Source organism: Mesorhizobium sp. M0119 (assembly GCF_040322615.1).
Classification (GTDB): Bacteria; Pseudomonadota; Alphaproteobacteria; order Rhizobiales; family Rhizobiaceae; genus Mesorhizobium.
Genome location: NZ_JAMYTU010000001.1, coordinates 132728 through 149742, shown reverse-complemented (window position 1 = coordinate 149742; position 17015 = coordinate 132728). Strand labels below are relative to the sequence as shown.

Below are 17015 nucleotides of genomic sequence, written 5' to 3'. Positions count from 1 at the left end.
AGACATTTCGCAAGTGAAGATCTAAAAACCATAGAAACTCGGCGATAATCCGTGGTCAAACCACAGATTATTGTTCTAGTTGTGCACAATTTACCGGTGGGCAGGATTCGGTGGCGAGCGCGAGCGGTTTCGGGACATTCACGCAAGCGGAGTATGCGCAGCGCCTGGCCGGCGTGAAGACACGCATGCAAAAAGCCGGCTTCGATCTCGTCGTCTGTCAGGATCCCGCCAACATGTGCTGGCTGACCGGCTATGACGGATGGTCGTTCTACGTTCCGCAGTGCGTGCTCGTCCATCTGGAGGAGGACCGGCCGATCTGGTTCGGCAGGGCGCAGGACGCCAAGAGCGCACGCCTGACCACCGGCCTGCCCGAGACAAACATCGTGCCGTTCTCGGAACGGCTGGTGCAGCAGCCGGTCGAACACCCCTATGACGAACTCGCCCAACTGATTCGGTCGCGCGGCTGGGGAAAGGCCCGCATCGGCGTCGAGATGGACGCGCACTATTACACTGCGCGCTGCCACGCCCACCTTGTCGAGGGGCTGCCCGACGCGCACTTCGCTAACAACCACGATCTCGTCAACTGGGCGCGGCTGGTCAAATCCGAAGCCGAGCTGGTGCTGATCCGCGAGGCGGGTGCGATCTGCACGCATGCCATGAAACGCGCCATCGAGAAAATGCGGCCTGGCGTGCCTCAGAACCATGTCATTGCGGAAATCTATCACGCGCAGATCATGGGCGTGCCCGGAGCGGGCGGCGACTATGCCGCGATCTGTCCGCTGATGCCCGTTGGCGAGGGCACCAGCACGCCGCATCTCACGTGGTCCGACGCGCCGCTGCCGGACAGCGGCCTCGCCATTCTGGAGATCGCCGGCGTGCGGCGCCGCTATCATGCAGCGCTGACCCGAACGGTACATTTCGGCAAGCCGCCGCAAGCCATCCTCGACATGGCCAAGGTGATCGTCGAGGGCGTCGATGCTGGCCTCGAGAAGGCGCGCCCCGGCAACACCGCCGAAGAGGTGGAAGCCGCCTGGCAGGCAGTCCTGCGACGGAGCGGGCTGAAGAAAGACAGCCGCGTCGGCTATCCGGTCGGGCTGGCATACCCGCCCGATTGGGGTGAACGCACCGCAAGTCTTCGTCCCGGCGATACCACCGAGATGCAGTCTGGGATGTGCTTCCATTTCATGGCCGGCGTTTGGCTCGACGATTTCGGCATCGCCATTTCGGAATCGTTCGTCGTCACGGAACGCGGCGGCGAACGCCTCTGCGACGTGGCGCGCGAACTCATCGTCATCGACTGACATGGCGGCCGGGAAACCGGCTGCCGAAAAGACCATGCCCGCCAGCAAGCCGGCAACAAGCACGAGGACGCCCGATGGACCGCAATCCGTTTTCCGAAGCCGAAATCGCCGGCCGCCTGGCAAAGGTCCGTACTGCACTGGTTGAGCGCGAGCTCGACGCAGCGGTGTTTGCCTCGCCGGAGAACGTCTTCTATCTCACCGGGCTCGATCACTGGGGGTATTTTGCCCCTCACCTGCTGATGGTCCCGCTCCGGGGAAAACCTGTCCTGGTCACCCGCTCGATGGAAAAGGTGACGATCGAGAATCAGGTGAAGGCAGCGGAATTCCGTGGCCACTCGGACAGCGAAACGGCGGCCGACCTTGCCGCACGGGTGCTTACAGAGCTTGGCCTGTCCGGCAAGCGGATCGGCCTCGAATACTGGACGGCCGGCCTTAGCCATGGACTTGCCGTGGCGCTCCAGATGCAAGCCGATGCAAAGTGGAGCGATGTCTCCGGTCTGATCGACAAGATGCGGCGGGTGAAGAGCGCCGAAGAGCAGGCGCTGATGCGGCGTGCCGCAAAGGTGACGGACGCCGCCGCCGGCGCCGCGATCGCCGCGATCTCGGATGGCGCTTCCGAGCAGGAGGTCGCCGCCCAATGTGTTGCGGCAATGATCCGCGCCGGCGGTCATGCGCCGGGCTTCGGACCGTTCATCCGCCCGGCCGCGCGCCTGGGTGAAGAGCACACGACCTGGGGCGACGGGATCTACCGCAAGGGCGAGCCGGTCTTTGTCGAACTGTCCGGGTGCATCTCGCGCTACCACGCCCCGCTCGGCCGGCTTGTTCGGATCGGCCACATCAGCGTCGAAGACGCCGCAATGGCGGAGGTGACCGCCAAGGCGTTCAACGCGGTCATCGAGGCGCTGCGGCCGGGCGCCAAGGCGCGCGATGTCTACGCCGCCTGGCAGGCTGTCGCCGACGAGGCCGGTCTTTCCCACTATCGCCGCCATCACTGCGGCTACCTGGTCGGCGCCGGCCAGCCGCCGTCATGGACCGGCGGCAATTCTGTGACCGGCTTGAGACACGATTCCGACCTCGAGATCGAGACCGGGATGAGCTTCCACATCCTGTCGTGGCTGATGGGAACGGGTCGCGGCAATGACTTCGTCTCCAACACGGTGCTGTTGACCGATGCGGGTGCTGAAGTGCTCACCCGTACGCCGGCCGGCCCGATCGTTCGATAGGCCCGCACGCATGGCGCGCTATTCGGCATTTTCGATTTTACGCAACGCGCTGTCCGGCCAGAAGAACTGGCAGCGCGCCTGGCGTGCGGCGGAGCCAAAACCGTCCTATGACGTGATCGTTGTTGGCGGCGGTGGACACGGCCTCGCTACCGCCTTCTACCTCGCGGAGAACCACGGCATCCGCAACGTCGCGGTGCTCGAAAAAGGTTATGTCGGCGGCGGCAATGTCGGCCGCAACACCACCGTCATCCGCTCCAACTACCTGCTCGACGGCAACACCCAGTTCTACGAATTCTCGATGAAGCTTTGGGAGGGCATGTCGCAGGCGCTGAATTTCAACGTCATGTTTTCCCAGCGCGGCCAGCTCGTCACCGCGCATTCGGCCGATCAGCTCGACAGCTTCAGCCACCGCGCCAATGTCATGCGGCTGAACGGCATCGATGCCGATATCCTCGACCGCGAAGAAGTGTGCCGGCTGGTGCCTTACCTCGATTTTTCCGACACCGCCCGCTTTCCTATCCATGGCGCCATTTTCCAGGGCCGGGCGGGCACGGCGCGCCATGACGCCGTGGCCTGGGGCTATGCGCGCGCCGCCGACGGCCATGGCGTCGACATCATCCAGAACTGCGAAGTGACAGGCTTTGTCCGCGACGGCGACAGCATCGTCGGCGTCGAAACGACGAAGGGCCGGATCAACGCCGGCAAGGTCGGCCTCGCGGTCGCTGGCCACACATCCGTGCTCGGCGCCAAGGCTGGGCTTGAACTGCCGATCGACAGCCATGTGCTGCAAGCTTTCGTCACCGAGCCGCTGAAGCCGCTGGTAGATCACGTCGTCGCCTACGGTGCCGACCATTTCTACGTCAGCCAGTCGGACAAGGGCGGGCTGGTCTTTGGCGGCAGTCTCGACGGCTACAATTCCTACGCCCAGCGCGGCAATCTCGGCGTCGTGCGCGAGGTGGCGGAGGCGGCCATTGCGCTGATGCCGTGCATTTCGCGCGTCCGCCTGCTGCGCCACTGGGGCGGCGTCATGGACATGACCCCCGATGCCAGCCCGATCATCTGCCCGACGCCGATCGACGGCCTCTATCTCAACGGCGGCTGGTGCTATGGCGGCTTCAAGGCGACGCCGGCTTCCGGCTGGTGCTTCGCCCACACGATCGCCACCGGCAAGTCGCATCCCTTGATCGCGGCCTACGGGCTCGATCGTTTCCGCACCGGCCACACGCTCGACGAAGCCGGCGTCGGTCCTTCCGCCTGGCTGCAATAGGAGGCGGAACAAAATGCTGCGCATCGAATGCCCCTGCTGCGGCCCGCGCGACCATGACGAGTTCCGCTATGGCGGCGATGCCTCGGTCACGCGTCCGGCCCATGACGATCCCGATCCGGAGGCCTGGTACCGTTATGTCTATGTCAGGACAAACCCGGCCGGCCTGCACCGTGAATTCTGGCAACACGTGACCGGTTGCCGGCAATGGCTGGTGGTCGAACGCGACACACGCAACCACGCCATCACAGCCGTCGACTTCGCCAGAAAATTGCGGGCCACGAAATCAACTCTCAGGAAATCACCGGCATGAGTTCGAACCGCAAACGACTGTCGGTGGGTGGCCGCATCGTCCGCGAGCAGCCGGTCGAGTTTACTTTCGACGGCCGCAAGCTGGCTGGATATCGCGGCGACACGCTTGCCTCCGCGCTGCTCGCCAATGGCGTCACCCTGGTCGGTCGCAGCTTCAAATATCATCGACCGCGCGGCATTTTTTCCGCCGGGCCCGAAGAGCCGAATGCGCTGGTTACGCTCGGGAGCGCCGGCAGGCGCGAGCCGAACCTGCCGGCGACGACACTGGAACTCGCCGACGGCATGGTCGTGGAGAGTCAGAACCGCTGGCCATCGCTTGCCTTCGACGTGCAAAGCGTCAACGGGCTGTTGGCACCATTTCTGTCCGCCGGCTTCTACTACAAGACCTTCATGGGCCCGACGCGCCGCGCCTGGATGTTCTACGAACATTTCATCCGCAAGGCGGCCGGCCTGGGTAGGGCCGGCACCGACGCTGATCCCGACCGCTACGAGGTTCGTCATGCCTTCGCCGATGTCGCCATCGTCGGCGGCGGCCCGGCGGGATTGTCGGCGGCGCGGGCGGCCGCCGCGGCCGGCGCGCGGGTCGCGCTGATCGAGCAGGATTTCCTGCTTGGCGGCCAGCTTCTGGCGGAACCGTCCGACAGCGCAGCGGCCTCATGGCTGAGGCAGGCCGAGGCCGAGTTGGAGGGCTTCGAAACCGTCGCGCTGATGAAGCGGACGACCGCTTTCGGCAGCTATGACGGCAATGTCCTTGGACTGGTCGAACAGCGCGATCCAACCGATCCGCTGCCGAATGGCGAGGCCCGGCAAACGGTCACCATGCTGCGCGCCCGTTCGATCGTTTTCGCCACCGGCGCCATCGAGCGGCCGATGGTGTTCTCGAACAATGACCGGCCCGGTGTCATGCTTGCCTCGGCCGCCCGGACCTATCTCAATCGATTCGCCGTCCTGCCGGGCAAAAAAATCGTCGTCGCCACCAACAATGACGGTGCCTGGCGCACCGCCTTCGACTATGCCGTAGCCGGCGCGAAGGTGACGATTGCGGATCTGCGCGCAGTCCCGCCCGCAGCACTTGCCGCAGAAGCCGCACGGCTCGGCGTAATGATACGGGCCGGGACGCGGATCGTCGACCTGCGTGGCGGCCATGCCGTCAGGGACACAACGCTCAACGGGCCGGACGGCCCGTCCTCGGCCGCCTGCGACCTGGTCTGCGTGTCCGGCGGCTGGTCGCCAACCGTGCATCTCACCTCGCACCTTGGTGTCAAACCTGTCTATCGCGACGACATCGGCGGCTTCGTGCCGGGCGCGTTTCCGGCCGGCCGGTTCGGCGCCGGCGCGATGATGGGGGCCCATGCAACTGCCGAAGCCATCGAGGACGGTCATCGCGCCGGCATCGACGCGGCAGTCTCCTGCGGCAAGTCGGCGCCGGTGCCCGATCCGTCCAGACTCGATCTCGGCGAGACCGCCACGATTTCACTTCGCGAAATCCCGTCGGTCGGACGCGGAAAAGCCTTCGTCGATTTCCAGATGGATGTGACGACCGGGGATATCGAACTCGCCCATCGCGAGGGCTATGAATCGGTCGAGCATCTGAAGCGCTACACCACGCTCGGCATGGGCACCGATCAGGGCAAGACCAGCAATTTTCCCGCACTTGCCACCATCGCAGCGCTGCGCAACGCAACGATTCACGAGACCGGCGTCACGACCTTCCGCCCGCCCTATACGCCGGTTTCCATCGGTGCGCTTGCCGGGCGCGCCATCGGCCATCATTTCAAGCCGATCCGCCGCACGCCGATGCACGACTGGCACATGGCGAACGGCGCCGAGATGCTCGAGGTCGGGCTCTGGATGCGGCCCTATTTCTACCGGCAGTCGGGGCGCGACGTGAACGAGGCCTATGTCGCCGAAATGCGTACCGCACGTCAGGCGGCGGGCCTTATGGACATTTCCACCCTTGGCAAGATCGATGTCCAGGGCCCGGATGCGGCGATGTTCCTGGATCGCGTCTACGCCAACGGCTTTGCCAAACTGGCGGTAGGCCGCGCCCGCTACAGTGTCATGCTGCGCGACGACGGCATTGTCTTCGACGACGGCACCACGACGCGGCTCGCGGAAAACCGGTTCTTCATGACCACTTCGACGGCCAAGGCCGCCGATGTGCTGTCGCGTCTCGAATTCCTGCTCGACACGGCCTGGCCGGATTTGCGTGTGGCAGTGACCTCGGTAAGTGACGAATGGGCAGCGATGTCGGTTGCCGGACCGAAAAGCCGCGCAATCCTCGGTGCTGCTTTTCCTGGTCTTGACGTTTCCGATGAGGCACTTCCGCACATGAGACTACTCGAAAGCGAGTGGGAGGACCGTGCGCTCCGCATCCTGCGTCTCAGTTATTCCGGCGAGCGCGCTTACGAAGTCTATGTCGGCGCCACTGCCGGCGAACAGCTCTGGAGCCGTCTGCTCGAAGCCGGCAGACCGTTCGACCTGAAGCCTTACGGCGTCGAGGCGCTTGGCGCGCTGCGCGTCGAAAAGGGCCATGTCGCCGGACCGGAGATCGATGGGCGCACGACACTCGACGATCTCGGCCTCGGCCGCATGGTCGGCAAGCGCAGCAGCTTCGTCGGCGACGTCCTGCGACGGCGCCCTGCCCTCCAGGCGCCCAACCGGCAGCGCTTGGTCGGACTGGAATGCGTCGAGAACGGAAAGCGCCTGCGCGGCGGCGCCATCCTGTTCCTGCCGGATGAGAAACCCTACGGCCATGGGCGCGGTCGCGTCACCTCCGTCACTTTCAGCCCCGAACGCGGCCATTATGTCGGTCTGGCACTGCTTGCCGGCGATGTTGCGGCAGAAGGAAGCGAGGTCGTTGCGGTCTATCCGATGAAGGCCGAAACGGTTCGCGCCCGCATTGTCTCGCCGGTATTCGTCGATCCACAGGGAGAACGGCTGCATGGCTAGCTTGACCTCTTCTCGGGATTTCAGCCTGTCCGTGGCAGATTGTCCGCTTATCCAGATCGAGGGCTGGGACGCGACACTGACGCAATTCGAAAAGAGCGTCTCGGCGTCGCTCGGCAAGAAACTTCCCGCTTCAGTCGGAGAGACGGTTCGCCACAAGGGGCTTCTAATTATCCGCGTTGCACCTCGCCGCCTCTGGCTGGTTCTCGACGAAGACGCGCAAGCGCCCGCGCTTATCGTCGACCCCGATCTCGGCTGTTCCGTTCCCCTCGGCGAAGGTCGTGTTCGTTTGAAAATGGCCGGCCTTGACATCGCAAGGCTTCTGTCCGGCTGCATTGCCGTCGACTGGCACGCGCCGACCGCCGCTCCGGGCCGCGCCGTGCAAACATCCTTCCATCACGTGCCCGTGCTCTTCCTGCGCACCGGCGAGACCGCGTGCGAACTCTTCGTGCCGCGAAGTTTTGCCCGCAGCCTCTCGGATTGGATTGCCGATGGCTAGCCAATATCGGTTTAACGGACGGCGAAGCTGCAACGGGCTGCCAGGCTCTCGCCAGGCCCAAGCACCGACAGTCCATTCCATTTGTCGATCGAACCACGATTGTGAGCATCGACAGCATGACTGAGCGGTTCAAAACAGAAGAAGTCGCTCTCCTTCGATGGCGAATAGACCAGGTAAAAATTCAAGGGCGATGAAGCTTCGATCCGCAGGCTGCAACTGTGCTCCGGCCACGATATGGTGGCGACGCCGTTCCAATCGGCAAACAGATTGTTTATCCATCCACTCGGCAACACGACTGGGGCGCCGAAATCCCAATCGGGACGGGTTTTGATATCCACAAACCGTTCGGGGAGATGGTTGAGCAGTTCGAGACAAACCTGCGAGGCCGGCGCATGAAGCGCGGTTCGTGCCGTTCTCGGGAACCATGGATGGATGCCAAGCCCGAACGGCAATCTGATCGATGCCCGATTGACGATGCGAAGCTTCAGCTCGAGCCCCTGTCCGGTCAGAGCGTAGCTCACCTCGGCGCGATATCGATATGGGCCGGGTCCGTTGCTGATGAGGGACAGCTTTGCGTTGTCTTGCGCTACGCTGTCGACGTCCCACTCGCGCGAAAATCCATTGCCGTGAATGGGAAATGGCTCGCCTGCAACATTGGCAGGCAGTTCGTGGAATTTGGAGTCGAATGTGAATCCGCCGCCTGAGATGCGATTTGACCACGGCAAAAGCAAGTTGCAGGCAAGATCGACCGGGTTGCTGCTCCCGCCGTTTGGCCAAGGCCGGAAGATCGGCACGCGCCCATAGTCCAGTCTCGCAAGACCTGCCCCAAGCGACGGGACGATTTCAGCGGACAGGTCTCCGCTTCTGATCTTGATCGTCCCGACCATCAGCTTCAGACGGTATCGGCCTTGGCAGCGGCGATCGGCTGTTGATGGCGGCCTTTGCGAGCCACTGCAAGAAGGTCGTTCGACGCGATCCCGATGAGCGCCTTCATCTGATCGTGAGCGTCGTCGGCCCTGCGCATCCTAATTGCCTCCAGCACGTCGCCATGCGCGCTCAGTGTCTGCTGGTAATTAGCGGTGGCCGATGTGGTCAAGCGGAAGGAGAAGCTGAGGGCGGCCGCAAGCATATTGCCGAGATTGGCGAATACCGGGTTGCGGCTGGCACGAAGGATGGCCGTATGAAACCTGACGTCGGCATCGAGACACGCAGCAAGGTCATCCTGCGGAGCAATGCGCATGGCTTCATACGCCGCTTCGATGACTGCGAGATCGCCTGACGTCGCCATCTTGGCCGCAAGTTGGGCGGCAGCGGGTTCAATGACCAGCCGCGCCTCGATCAATCCGCGGACGAAATCGAGATCGGGCTCGATATCGCGCATCCATTCCAAAACCTGTGCATCCAGCCTGTTCCATTCGCTCGACACGCGCACACGCGTCCCGGCCCGCTTGCGTGCCTCGATCAATCCTTTCGCCGAAAGCGTCAGAAGAGCATCGCGAAGCGCGGTGCGGCTCGCCCCGTAGATGACGCAAAGTTCGGCTTCCGTCGGCAGGACGGAGTGCTGCGCGTAGGAGCCGGCGAGGATTCGCTGTCCGAGATCGCGTGCGATGCGATCCTTGAGCGATGACGTGGCGCCCTCTGCGGCAGGAATGTCCTGCGTGCCTTGGCCAGTCGAAGCGATCGCCGCGTCCATCGTCATGTCCTGTTCAAGTGGTACTCGGCAATTACCACAGCAAGTATCAGCAGCGAGCCCTTGGCAAGCAACTGATAGAAGGTTGGCACGGACGTCAGTATCATTCCGTTGTTGAGGACGCCAATGATGGCGACGCCCAGCAGCGCGCCGATGATCGTACCCTTCCCGCCCTGCAACGCGCAGCCACCCAGCACGGCCGCTGTGATGGCCTCGAGTTCCAGACCTTGGGATCCGGATACGGGCTGGCCCGAGCCGGTACGGGCAGCCAACAGAATCCCGGCCAATCCGGCTGCCACTCCACTCATGATGTAGATGCCGACGCGGTAGCGGTTGATATTGATGCCGGAGAAGCGTGCGACAACGGGATTGCCGCCCAGGGCATAGATGTTGCGGCCAACGATCGAGCGGGCAAGGAAGAGATGGAACACGATCGCGGTCAGCAAAAGAATCCAGATCAGCAGAGGCAGGCCGAAGATTCGTCCGATCCCGATGAAGCGGAAAGTGTCGCTGAAAATCGCGATCGATTGCCCATCGGATATGATGAACGCGATGCCGCGGAAGATCGCCATCGTACCGAGAGTCGCGATGACAGCGTTGACGCGCCCATAGGTGATGATGATGCCGTTCACGAGGCCGGCAAGACCGCCCAGGACCAGGCCGGCAAGAATGCCCGCGGCGGGTGATCCGGTGGCCTGGATGGCCATTGCCGTCGATACTGTGGTCAGACCGACAATTGCGCCGACCGCAATATCAAGCCCGCCGGCGACGATGACCACGGTCTGACTCATCGCCAGGACGCCCAGGATGGTGATGCCCAGACCGATGTTCAGCAGGTTTCGGCTCGAGAAGAACACGTCGCCTCTCAGGGTGCCGAAAATGAGCACGAGAATGGCGAGAGCAACAAGAAGACTTATGTTGTGAATGCCGATGCGCTCTGCGATGCGCAAGGAAGCGCGCCTTTTTCCGGTTTGTGTTGTTGCTGTCGTGAGCTCAAGGCTGTTCACTGAATTTGTCCTCCGAGCGATGCTACAGATTGCGGCATGGCGTATTTCAGGATCGTGGTCTCGTCGATGTCAGGGCGGGAAAGTTCGGCCGTGATCCGACCTCCAGCCATGACAAGCACCCTGTCGGCGAGCCCGATCAGTTCCGGCATTTCCGAGGAAATCAGGATTATGCCGATGCCGCTGGCGGCGAGTTCGTCGATCAGGCGGTAGATTTCCGCCTTGGCGCCGATGTCGATGCCGCGGGTCGGCTCGTCGAGGATGAGAAGCATCGGCTGCCGCGCAAGCCAGCGCGCGAGAACGACCTTCTGTTGATTGCCACCCGACAGTTTGGAAACCTGTTCGTCGAGGTTGGGCGCCTTGATCGACATCTTTGCTGCAAGCGGTGAGACGATCTCCAGTGCCTTGCGCCGGTTGAAGAAGCCGAAGGTCGACGTTCTGTCGGGCACGCAAAGCGAGGCGTTATCAAGAATGCTTCGGAACAACAGCAGCGCCTCGTGCTTGCGGTCTTCTGGGGCAAAGCCGATGCCCGCCACGATCGCTGCATGCGGACTGTTAGGGCCAACGGGCACCCCATTCATCATTATGCCTCCGTCGAGACGCCTGTCATAGCCGACAATCGCCTTTGCCAACTCGGATCGACCCGCACCCATAAGGCCGGCAATGCCGAGCACCTCGCCATGGCGGACCTTGAGGCTCACATCGGTGACGTGGTCGGTGGTCAGGCGCGTCACCTCCAGCAACGGTTGCCCCGATTGCCACGTCTCGCGCGTAAACAGATCTGCAATGTCGCGGCCGACCATGAGCTTGGCTATGGTCTGCTCACTGGCACCGGCCGCGGGGGAATCATCGATCAGCCGGCCGTCCCGCAACACGACAATGCGATCCGCAAGGTCGATGACCTCGTTCAGCCTGTGAGAGATGTAGACGATCGAAGTGCCCTCTTCGCGCAGCCGGCGAATTACTGAAAACAGACGGCGCGCTTCGTCGTCGGTCAGCGACGAGGTTGGCTCATCAAATGCGATCAGCCGGCCGCCGGCACGTATGGCGCGCATGATTTCGATCATCTGGCGCTGTGCCGGACCGAGTGTGCTGCAGAGTTGACGCGGCCGCATATCCTGCTGCATGCCGAAGGTCGCAAGCACCTTATCGGTCTGGTCCTCGAGCCTGTGCCAGTCGAGCAGGACGCCTGCCAGCCGCGGCAGTTCGCCGACGAAAATGTTCTCGGCCACGGTCAGGTTCGGAACGATCTCCGGTTCCTGATGGATGACGCGTATTCCGGCTCTGTGGCTGTCGCGCGGTTCGCTGAAAACGATCGGCGTGGAGCCATGCAGCACGATGCCGGTGTCCGGTGCGAACACGCCCTCGAGAATTCGCATCATTGTCGACTTGCCGGCGCCATTCTCGCCAACCAGGGCAAGCACCTCTCCTGGCCGAAAGGCAATCGAGACATTGTCGAGCGCCTGCACGACGCCGAAGCGCTTCGATATCCTATCGAGCGAGAAGAAATCCGATTGCATCAAAGCTCACTCCCGAGGATCGATCCCGTGTGCCTGCGGACGAACTGCCGGCCCAAAAAGCGTCATGCGCCTGCGGCGCATGACGCATATCTGGTTCAGTGGCAGAGCTTGGCTTTGTAGTCCGACGCAAAATTGTCGGCAGTGATGTATTCCGGATCGGTGAAGGATTGCACGGGTAGCTTGGTTCCATCCTTGATGGAGGCCAACAAGATCTTCACCGCCAATGCGCCGTGATTTGCCGAATTGAGCCACATCGTGCCGCGGAATGCCGAGGGCTTTCCGGATCCGAAAGCGTCGCAGGCACGGCTCCCGTCGATGCCGATCCCCATGCCCTGGTCTGCTGAATAGCCGGCATTCTCCAGTGCTCGCGCACCACCCAGCACGCCATCATCGTTGCATGAATAGAATATCCAGTTCGTGACGCTGGGATTGGCCGTCAGTGTGGTGGTCATCACGTCGATGGCGTTGACCATCGTGTTATCGTAGGGGACGCGAACGATGTTGCCCGGCTTGAAATCGGGCACCGCCTTCAAGAACGCTTCTTCCGCGCCCTTGTTGCGCTGCATGCAGGTATCAGCCTTGCGGTCCTCGATCGAAGCGATGCGCACCTCTTTGCCCGCCCAGCCATCAGCCTTGTAGAGCTTGGCAAGCTCTTCGCCCACCCGCGCACCGATGTTGTAGGCATTCATGCCGACATAGGGGACCTGGGTGCCATCCTGGTAGTAGATATCGTCGTCCACCGCCACCAAGGGAATTTTTGCGGCCTTTGCTTTCTCCGCGATGACCGGTCCCAGCGCCTTGTCGGGGACGACGATGGCGATTCCCTTCACACCGTCGCCGACCATCGTGTCGAAGGTGGTGATCGTCAAATTGGCGTCGAACTGGACGTCCTGCGACACCAACGCGGCCCCTGCCGCCTCCGCCGCTTTCTTGGCGCCGCCGACTTCGGCGACGAACCATGGATGGTCTCCCATCTTGTTGATGTAGCCGATCTTGATATCGTCCGCGCTTGCTGCGCTACTCATCAGTCCGGCAGCCAGTACCGCAAATGTCGCCAAAGCCTTTGTTGTGGTTTTCATGAAGATCCTCCCTGAGCTCTATGGTGGTTGCTAGTCGTGGTAGAGAACCGAGCGCCCACCATCGATGGTGATCGTCTCGGCATTTATGAACGGCGCTTCGTCCGAAGCGAGGAAAACCGCCGTCATTGCAACCTCGTCCGGCCGGCCAATACGCTTGGGCGGATGGAGGTCGTAGGCTCGCCGCTTCTCCTCGGCGGGGTTCGGGAATGTGTTCCAGTAGGCTTCCGCGATCGGCGTCTCGATATAGCCGGGGGCGATCGCGTTCACCCGGATGCCGCGCGCGGCATATTCAATGGCGAGCGAGCGGGTGAGGCCCAGAAGCGCATGCTTGGCGACCGGGTACGGAAATGTATGGGGAATGATCTGGAACGCGTGACAGCTCGCTATGTTGACGATGGACCCCGAGCCGTTCGCCAGCATCGTCGGCAAAACCGCCTTGGCGCAGAACCACGCGGCCTGGAGGTCGAGCTTGAGGCAGCGCTCCCATTCCTCATCCGGCATCATCAATGGTTCGTAGAAGACGTTGGCACCGGCATTGTTGACCAGAATGTCGACGCCGCCATAGGCCGTGATCGTCCGCGCGATCATGTCCGCGACTGCGGATGCGTCGGTGACGTCCGTCTCGATGAACAGGGCGTCCGCGCCCTGGGCACGCAATTCGTCGGCGACCGCTTTCCCGCTTGCCGCATTCAGTTCAGCAATGACGATCTTTGCCCCATGTGTTGCAAAGGCGCGGGCGGTGGCGGCACCGATGCCTTGGCCGGCGCCCGTGATGATTGCGATCTTTCCTTGCAGCCGACCCGCCATTGCATTCACCAGTCCACCACGGTGCCGTCCGGCATGACGGCATTGCGGGCATGCAGCACTTCCTGCTTGAAGGGGTGGCGCGCGATCACGTCCTCATTGACGGTGACGCCAAGGCCCGGCAGTTCGGGCAGATCCCAGCGGCCTGGTTTACGCTGAATTGGCCAGGTGACGACGTCGTCGTACCAGGAGACGGCACCGGACATCTCCTCCTGAATGACAACGTTTGGCGTCGATATGCCGAAATGAAGAGCAGCCACACCGGCGATCGGACCGAGCGGGTTGTGCGGCGCAAGGCCGATGCCTGCGGTTTCCGCCATGGCCGCGATCTTCTTTGTCTCGAGCAGACCGCCAGTGTGGCAAATATCAGGCTGGGCAATGTTGAAGGCGCGGGCTGCGATCGAGTGCGTGAATTCGCGGCGCCCGATCAGCCGCTCGCCGGACGCGATCGGCACGGCCGATCGCGCCGTAATATGCGCCAGTCCGGCAACATCTTCGGGTGGAACGGGCTCTTCCGCGAACATGATGCGGGCCGGCTCGATTGCCTTGAGGTAATCCATCGCCGCGTTAACCGATGCAGGGCGTCCGTGGAAATCGACCATGATGTCGATATCCGGGCCTACCGCCTCGCGAAGTGAGCCAACCATGTTGGCAACGGAGTCGACTGCCTTGGCGGGCGATACGTAGTGGGTGTAGGGAATGCAGACGACCTTGACCGCATCGTAGCCTGCTTGCGTCACGATGCGTCCGCGTTCCACGATGGCATCCACGGATCCGGTCTCATAGACCGCCTTCATGTCCCCGAGGCCGAGATGGGTGTAGGTGCGCAGATAGTTGCGGACCTGGCCGCCCAAAAGGCGCCAGAGGGGGACGCCCAAAGACTTGCCCAGGATGTCCCAGAGCGCGATCTCGATGCCGCTGACGGCGGACATTCCCTCAACGCCGAGACGCCAAAAGCCGTGCCGCGTAAGTATCTGGTAGCACTGCTCCACATTGCGCGGATCTTGCCCGATGAGCAGGGCTTCAAGATCCTGAAGCGCCCCAACGACGGCTCGGGTCTTCCATTCCAGCGTTGCCTCACCCCAGCCAAACAGGCCGGGCTCGTCGGTCTCGACGCGAACGAAGACCCAGTTGCGCATTTCCGCATTGCAGACGCGCGCCTTGATGGCCGTGATTTTCATTGGTCCTCCCAGACCTGCCGTCTTTTTTCGAGGCAATATGTATGACTTATTACAAGTCAAGCGCAACATCGATGTGGACCAGCGCCGCGCCTCGACGTTCAGCACAATGCGCAACCATCAAGCCCTCGCCGCCCATCCAGCGCAGGCATCAGCAGCTCACTCAGCTTGCCTGATCAGTATTCGCCGACGTCGATGACAGCCTGGGCAAAGGCTTGCGGGGCTTCTTGAGGCAAGTTGTGGCCGATACCACCGGTGATGATCCGGTGCGTGTATCTGCCCGAGAATTTCTTGGCGTAGGAACTGCTGTCGGGATGGGGTGCGCCATTGGCATCACCCTCAAGGGTAATGGTCGGCACTGTGATCACGGGAGCTTCGGCCAGCCGGTTTTCCAGACCGTCATATTCCGGTTCGCCCTGCGCCAGGCCGAGCCTCCAGCGGTAATTGTGAATGACGATGCTGACGTGATCCGGGTTGTCCAGGGCTGCGGCGCTACGCTGGAAGATCGCATCGTCGAAATTCCACCGCGGCGAAGCGAGTTGCCAGATGAGTTTGGCGAAATCGCGCGTGTATTTCTCGTAGCCGGCGCGGCCGCGATCCGTGGCGAAGTAATACTGATACCACCATTGAAGCTCCGCCTCCGGTGGCAGCGGCACCATGCCGACCTGCTGATTTCCGATGAGATAGCCGCTCACCGAGACGATCGCGTTGCAACGCTCAGGCCAGAGGGCGGCAACGACATTGGCCGTTCGGGCGCCCCAGTCGCAGCCGGCGATCGTGGCCTTTTCGATCCCCAGCGCATCCATCAGCGCAATCGTATCCGCGGCGAGCGCCGACTGCTGGCCGTTGCGCATCGTCTCGTCCGACAGGAAGCGGGTAGTGCCGTAGCCGCGCAGGTAGGGCACGATCACGCGGTACCCCTTTGCGGCAAGCAAAGGAGCGACGTCGGTGTAGGTGTGAATGTCATAAGGCCAGCCATGAAGCAGGATCACAGGGGCACCTTCGGCGGGCCCCAGCTCCGCATATCCGACGCTCAGTTTTCCGGCATTGACCCGTCTGAGCGAGCCGAATGATTTCAGCGTGGCTTGCGTTGCAGATGCCCTCGCCTCGACCATCCAAGTGGCTGCCGGCGCGCTCAAGCCGAGTTCGGTGGCGGCGAACGTCATTGCTGTTGCACCAACAATGCGCCGGCGGCGATGATCGACCGTCTCGGGAGCCTTACTCGCATTCATGATGAAGCCTCTATGATGACCAACAAGCGGGAACGACTAGACCGGCCGCCACACCGGCCGACAGGAAATATTGGGCTTATTTCGACGGTGACTGCGGCGAATCCAGGATTGTAACCACTCCGCCAGGGGCCGTGCGGCGAGCTCTGACTGAATGTCGGTAAGGTCCAGCGTATCCTCGATTTCCCTCCGGAGAAATTCGAGACGTAGGCCACCCCCGCGCTTGGAAGCGGCTGGATGTAGCATCCGCAGAAACGGCAGCATGACAATGACTCCTGACCTTCTGTTGGGGCGAGAGAATATGTTGCGTCTGATCTTGTGCTCGGAGCCACCCCCGGCTTTAGACGAGGCCCTCACGATCCATTGCGATGCGCACAGCCGGTCGGGCAGCCATTCGGGCGCGAAGCGCTTGCAAAGGCGCGGGAACAGGGACGTGGAAGCGCGCCGCCCAAAGCAGCATCACGAAAAGATAAAAATCCGCGACGGTGGGTTTGTCGCCGAACAGATAGTCGGTCTCGAGCCCGTCAGCGAAGAACTCGAGTTGGCTCGTAATCGTCACGCTCGCCTTGGCCTTTTCGGCATCGCTGCTTTGGTGCCACATCGGCTTGAAGCTTCGGTGTATTTCAGTTGAGACGTAGGCCAGCGCTTCGAGAAGGCGGGTACGGCCCAACGGCCCCGCCACTCCCAGTGGCGGGTATTGCGACGCAATCCAGTCGAGGACGGCGATATTTTCCGTCAGCGTTTCGCCGCTATCCAGCACGAGGGCTGGAACGTAGCCCTTGCGCGTGACGGTAGTGAAATCATCCCCGGAGCCTGTTCGTTTGGTCTTGAGGTTCACACTTTCGCGCTCGAAGGAAACACCGGCCTCTTCCAATGCGATGTGGTCCGCTAGGCTGCAGGCGAGAGGGCTGTAGTAGAGTTTCACCGCTTTTCCCTTTTCTAAACCCGATTGAATTCCGCAAT

15 protein-coding genes are annotated in these 17015 nt (G+C 62.3%); 6 read left to right on the top strand and 9 right to left on the bottom strand.

Annotated features, from left to right (window positions below):
- Positions 1-110: 110 nt before the first annotated feature.
- From NKJ40_RS00715 to NKJ40_RS00690, 6 genes are all read left to right on the top strand, one after another.
- Positions 111-1301, top strand: a complete 1191-nt coding sequence (locus NKJ40_RS00715) for a M24 family metallopeptidase (RefSeq protein WP_352463970.1) — start codon at positions 111-113, stop codon at positions 1299-1301.
- A gap of 74 nt (positions 1302-1375) precedes the next feature.
- The gene (locus tag NKJ40_RS00710; RefSeq protein ID WP_352463969.1) at positions 1376-2524 is read left to right on the top strand and encodes a M24 family metallopeptidase; all 1149 of its coding nucleotides are present in this window, start codon (positions 1376-1378) and stop codon (positions 2522-2524) included.
- A 10-nt stretch (positions 2525-2534) separates the two neighbouring features.
- Complete coding sequence (locus NKJ40_RS00705; protein WP_352463968.1) at positions 2535-3791, top strand: sarcosine oxidase subunit beta family protein; 1257 nt, start codon at positions 2535-2537, stop codon at positions 3789-3791.
- A 13-nt stretch (positions 3792-3804) separates the two neighbouring features.
- Positions 3805-4101 carry a sarcosine oxidase subunit delta gene (locus NKJ40_RS00700; RefSeq protein WP_352463967.1) on the top strand — a complete coding sequence of 99 codons (297 nt, stop codon included), beginning with the start codon at positions 3805-3807 and terminating at the stop codon, positions 4099-4101.
- Positions 4098-7052: a sarcosine oxidase subunit alpha family protein gene (locus NKJ40_RS00695; protein ID WP_352463966.1), complete on the top strand. Its 2955-nt coding sequence runs from the start codon at positions 4098-4100 to the stop codon at positions 7050-7052. Before NKJ40_RS00700 ends, NKJ40_RS00695 begins: the two co-directional genes overlap by 4 nt.
- Positions 7045-7548: a sarcosine oxidase subunit gamma family protein gene (locus NKJ40_RS00690; RefSeq protein ID WP_352463965.1), complete on the top strand. Its 504-nt coding sequence runs from the start codon at positions 7045-7047 to the stop codon at positions 7546-7548. The genes NKJ40_RS00695 and NKJ40_RS00690 overlap by 8 nt, the downstream gene beginning before the upstream one ends.
- A gap of 11 nt (positions 7549-7559) precedes the next feature.
- Here NKJ40_RS00690 and NKJ40_RS00685 read toward each other — a convergent pair whose 3' ends face one another.
- The 9 genes from NKJ40_RS00685 to NKJ40_RS00645 form a co-directional block, all read right to left on the bottom strand.
- Positions 7560-8435 carry an aldose 1-epimerase gene (locus NKJ40_RS00685; protein ID WP_352463964.1) on the bottom strand — a complete coding sequence of 292 codons (876 nt, stop codon included), beginning with the start codon at positions 8433-8435 and terminating at the stop codon, positions 7560-7562.
- A 5-nt stretch (positions 8436-8440) separates the two neighbouring features.
- Positions 8441-9241, bottom strand: a complete 801-nt coding sequence (locus NKJ40_RS00680) for a FadR/GntR family transcriptional regulator (RefSeq protein WP_352463963.1) — start codon at positions 9239-9241, stop codon at positions 8441-8443.
- Positions 9242-9243: 2 nt separating this feature from the next.
- On the bottom strand, positions 9244-10245 hold the full coding sequence (locus NKJ40_RS00675; RefSeq protein WP_352463962.1) for an ABC transporter permease: 1002 nt from the start codon (positions 10243-10245) through the stop codon (positions 9244-9246).
- Positions 10242-11762: a sugar ABC transporter ATP-binding protein gene (locus NKJ40_RS00670; protein WP_352463961.1), complete on the bottom strand. Its 1521-nt coding sequence runs from the start codon at positions 11760-11762 to the stop codon at positions 10242-10244. The genes NKJ40_RS00675 and NKJ40_RS00670 overlap by 4 nt, the downstream gene beginning before the upstream one ends.
- Before the next feature lie 95 nt (positions 11763-11857).
- Positions 11858-12841, bottom strand: coding sequence for a substrate-binding domain-containing protein (locus NKJ40_RS00665; protein WP_352463960.1), 984 nt, complete (start codon positions 12839-12841; stop codon positions 11858-11860).
- A 30-nt stretch (positions 12842-12871) separates the two neighbouring features.
- Positions 12872-13648: an SDR family oxidoreductase gene (locus tag NKJ40_RS00660; protein WP_352463959.1), complete on the bottom strand. Its 777-nt coding sequence runs from the start codon at positions 13646-13648 to the stop codon at positions 12872-12874.
- 5 nt (positions 13649-13653) lie between these two features.
- Positions 13654-14931, bottom strand: coding sequence for a galactonate dehydratase (gene dgoD / locus NKJ40_RS00655; protein ID WP_352464254.1), 1278 nt, complete (start codon positions 14929-14931; stop codon positions 13654-13656).
- Positions 14932-14999: 68 nt separating this feature from the next.
- Positions 15000-16055, bottom strand: coding sequence for an alpha/beta fold hydrolase (locus NKJ40_RS00650; RefSeq protein ID WP_352463958.1), 1056 nt, complete (start codon positions 16053-16055; stop codon positions 15000-15002).
- Positions 16056-16392: 337 nt separating this feature from the next.
- The gene (locus NKJ40_RS00645) at positions 16393-16977 is read right to left on the bottom strand and encodes a glutathione binding-like protein (RefSeq protein WP_352463957.1); all 585 of its coding nucleotides are present in this window, start codon (positions 16975-16977) and stop codon (positions 16393-16395) included.
- Positions 16978-17015: the final 38 nt, after the last annotated feature.

Coding starts and splice junctions, on each gene's coding strand:
- NKJ40_RS00710 (WP_352463969.1), top strand. CDS start 1,376: ATGGACCGCAATCCGTTTTCCGAAGCCGAAATCGCCGGCCGCCTGGCA.
- NKJ40_RS00705 (WP_352463968.1), top strand. CDS start 2,535: ATGGCGCGCTATTCGGCATTTTCGATTTTACGCAACGCGCTGTCCGGC.
- NKJ40_RS00700 (WP_352463967.1), top strand. CDS start 3,805: ATGCTGCGCATCGAATGCCCCTGCTGCGGCCCGCGCGACCATGACGAG.
- NKJ40_RS00695 (WP_352463966.1), top strand. CDS start 4,098: ATGAGTTCGAACCGCAAACGACTGTCGGTGGGTGGCCGCATCGTCCGC.
- NKJ40_RS00690 (WP_352463965.1), top strand. CDS start 7,045: ATGGCTAGCTTGACCTCTTCTCGGGATTTCAGCCTGTCCGTGGCAGAT.
- NKJ40_RS00685 (WP_352463964.1), bottom strand. CDS start 8,435: ATGGTCGGGACGATCAAGATCAGAAGCGGAGACCTGTCCGCTGAAATC.
- NKJ40_RS00680 (WP_352463963.1), bottom strand. CDS start 9,241: ATGGACGCGGCGATCGCTTCGACTGGCCAAGGCACGCAGGACATTCCT.
- NKJ40_RS00670 (WP_352463961.1), bottom strand. CDS start 11,762: ATGCAATCGGATTTCTTCTCGCTCGATAGGATATCGAAGCGCTTCGGC.
- NKJ40_RS00665 (WP_352463960.1), bottom strand. CDS start 12,841: ATGAAAACCACAACAAAGGCTTTGGCGACATTTGCGGTACTGGCTGCC.
- NKJ40_RS00660 (WP_352463959.1), bottom strand. CDS start 13,648: ATGGCGGGTCGGCTGCAAGGAAAGATCGCAATCATCACGGGCGCCGGC.
- NKJ40_RS00650 (WP_352463958.1), bottom strand. CDS start 16,055: ATGAATGCGAGTAAGGCTCCCGAGACGGTCGATCATCGCCGCCGGCGC.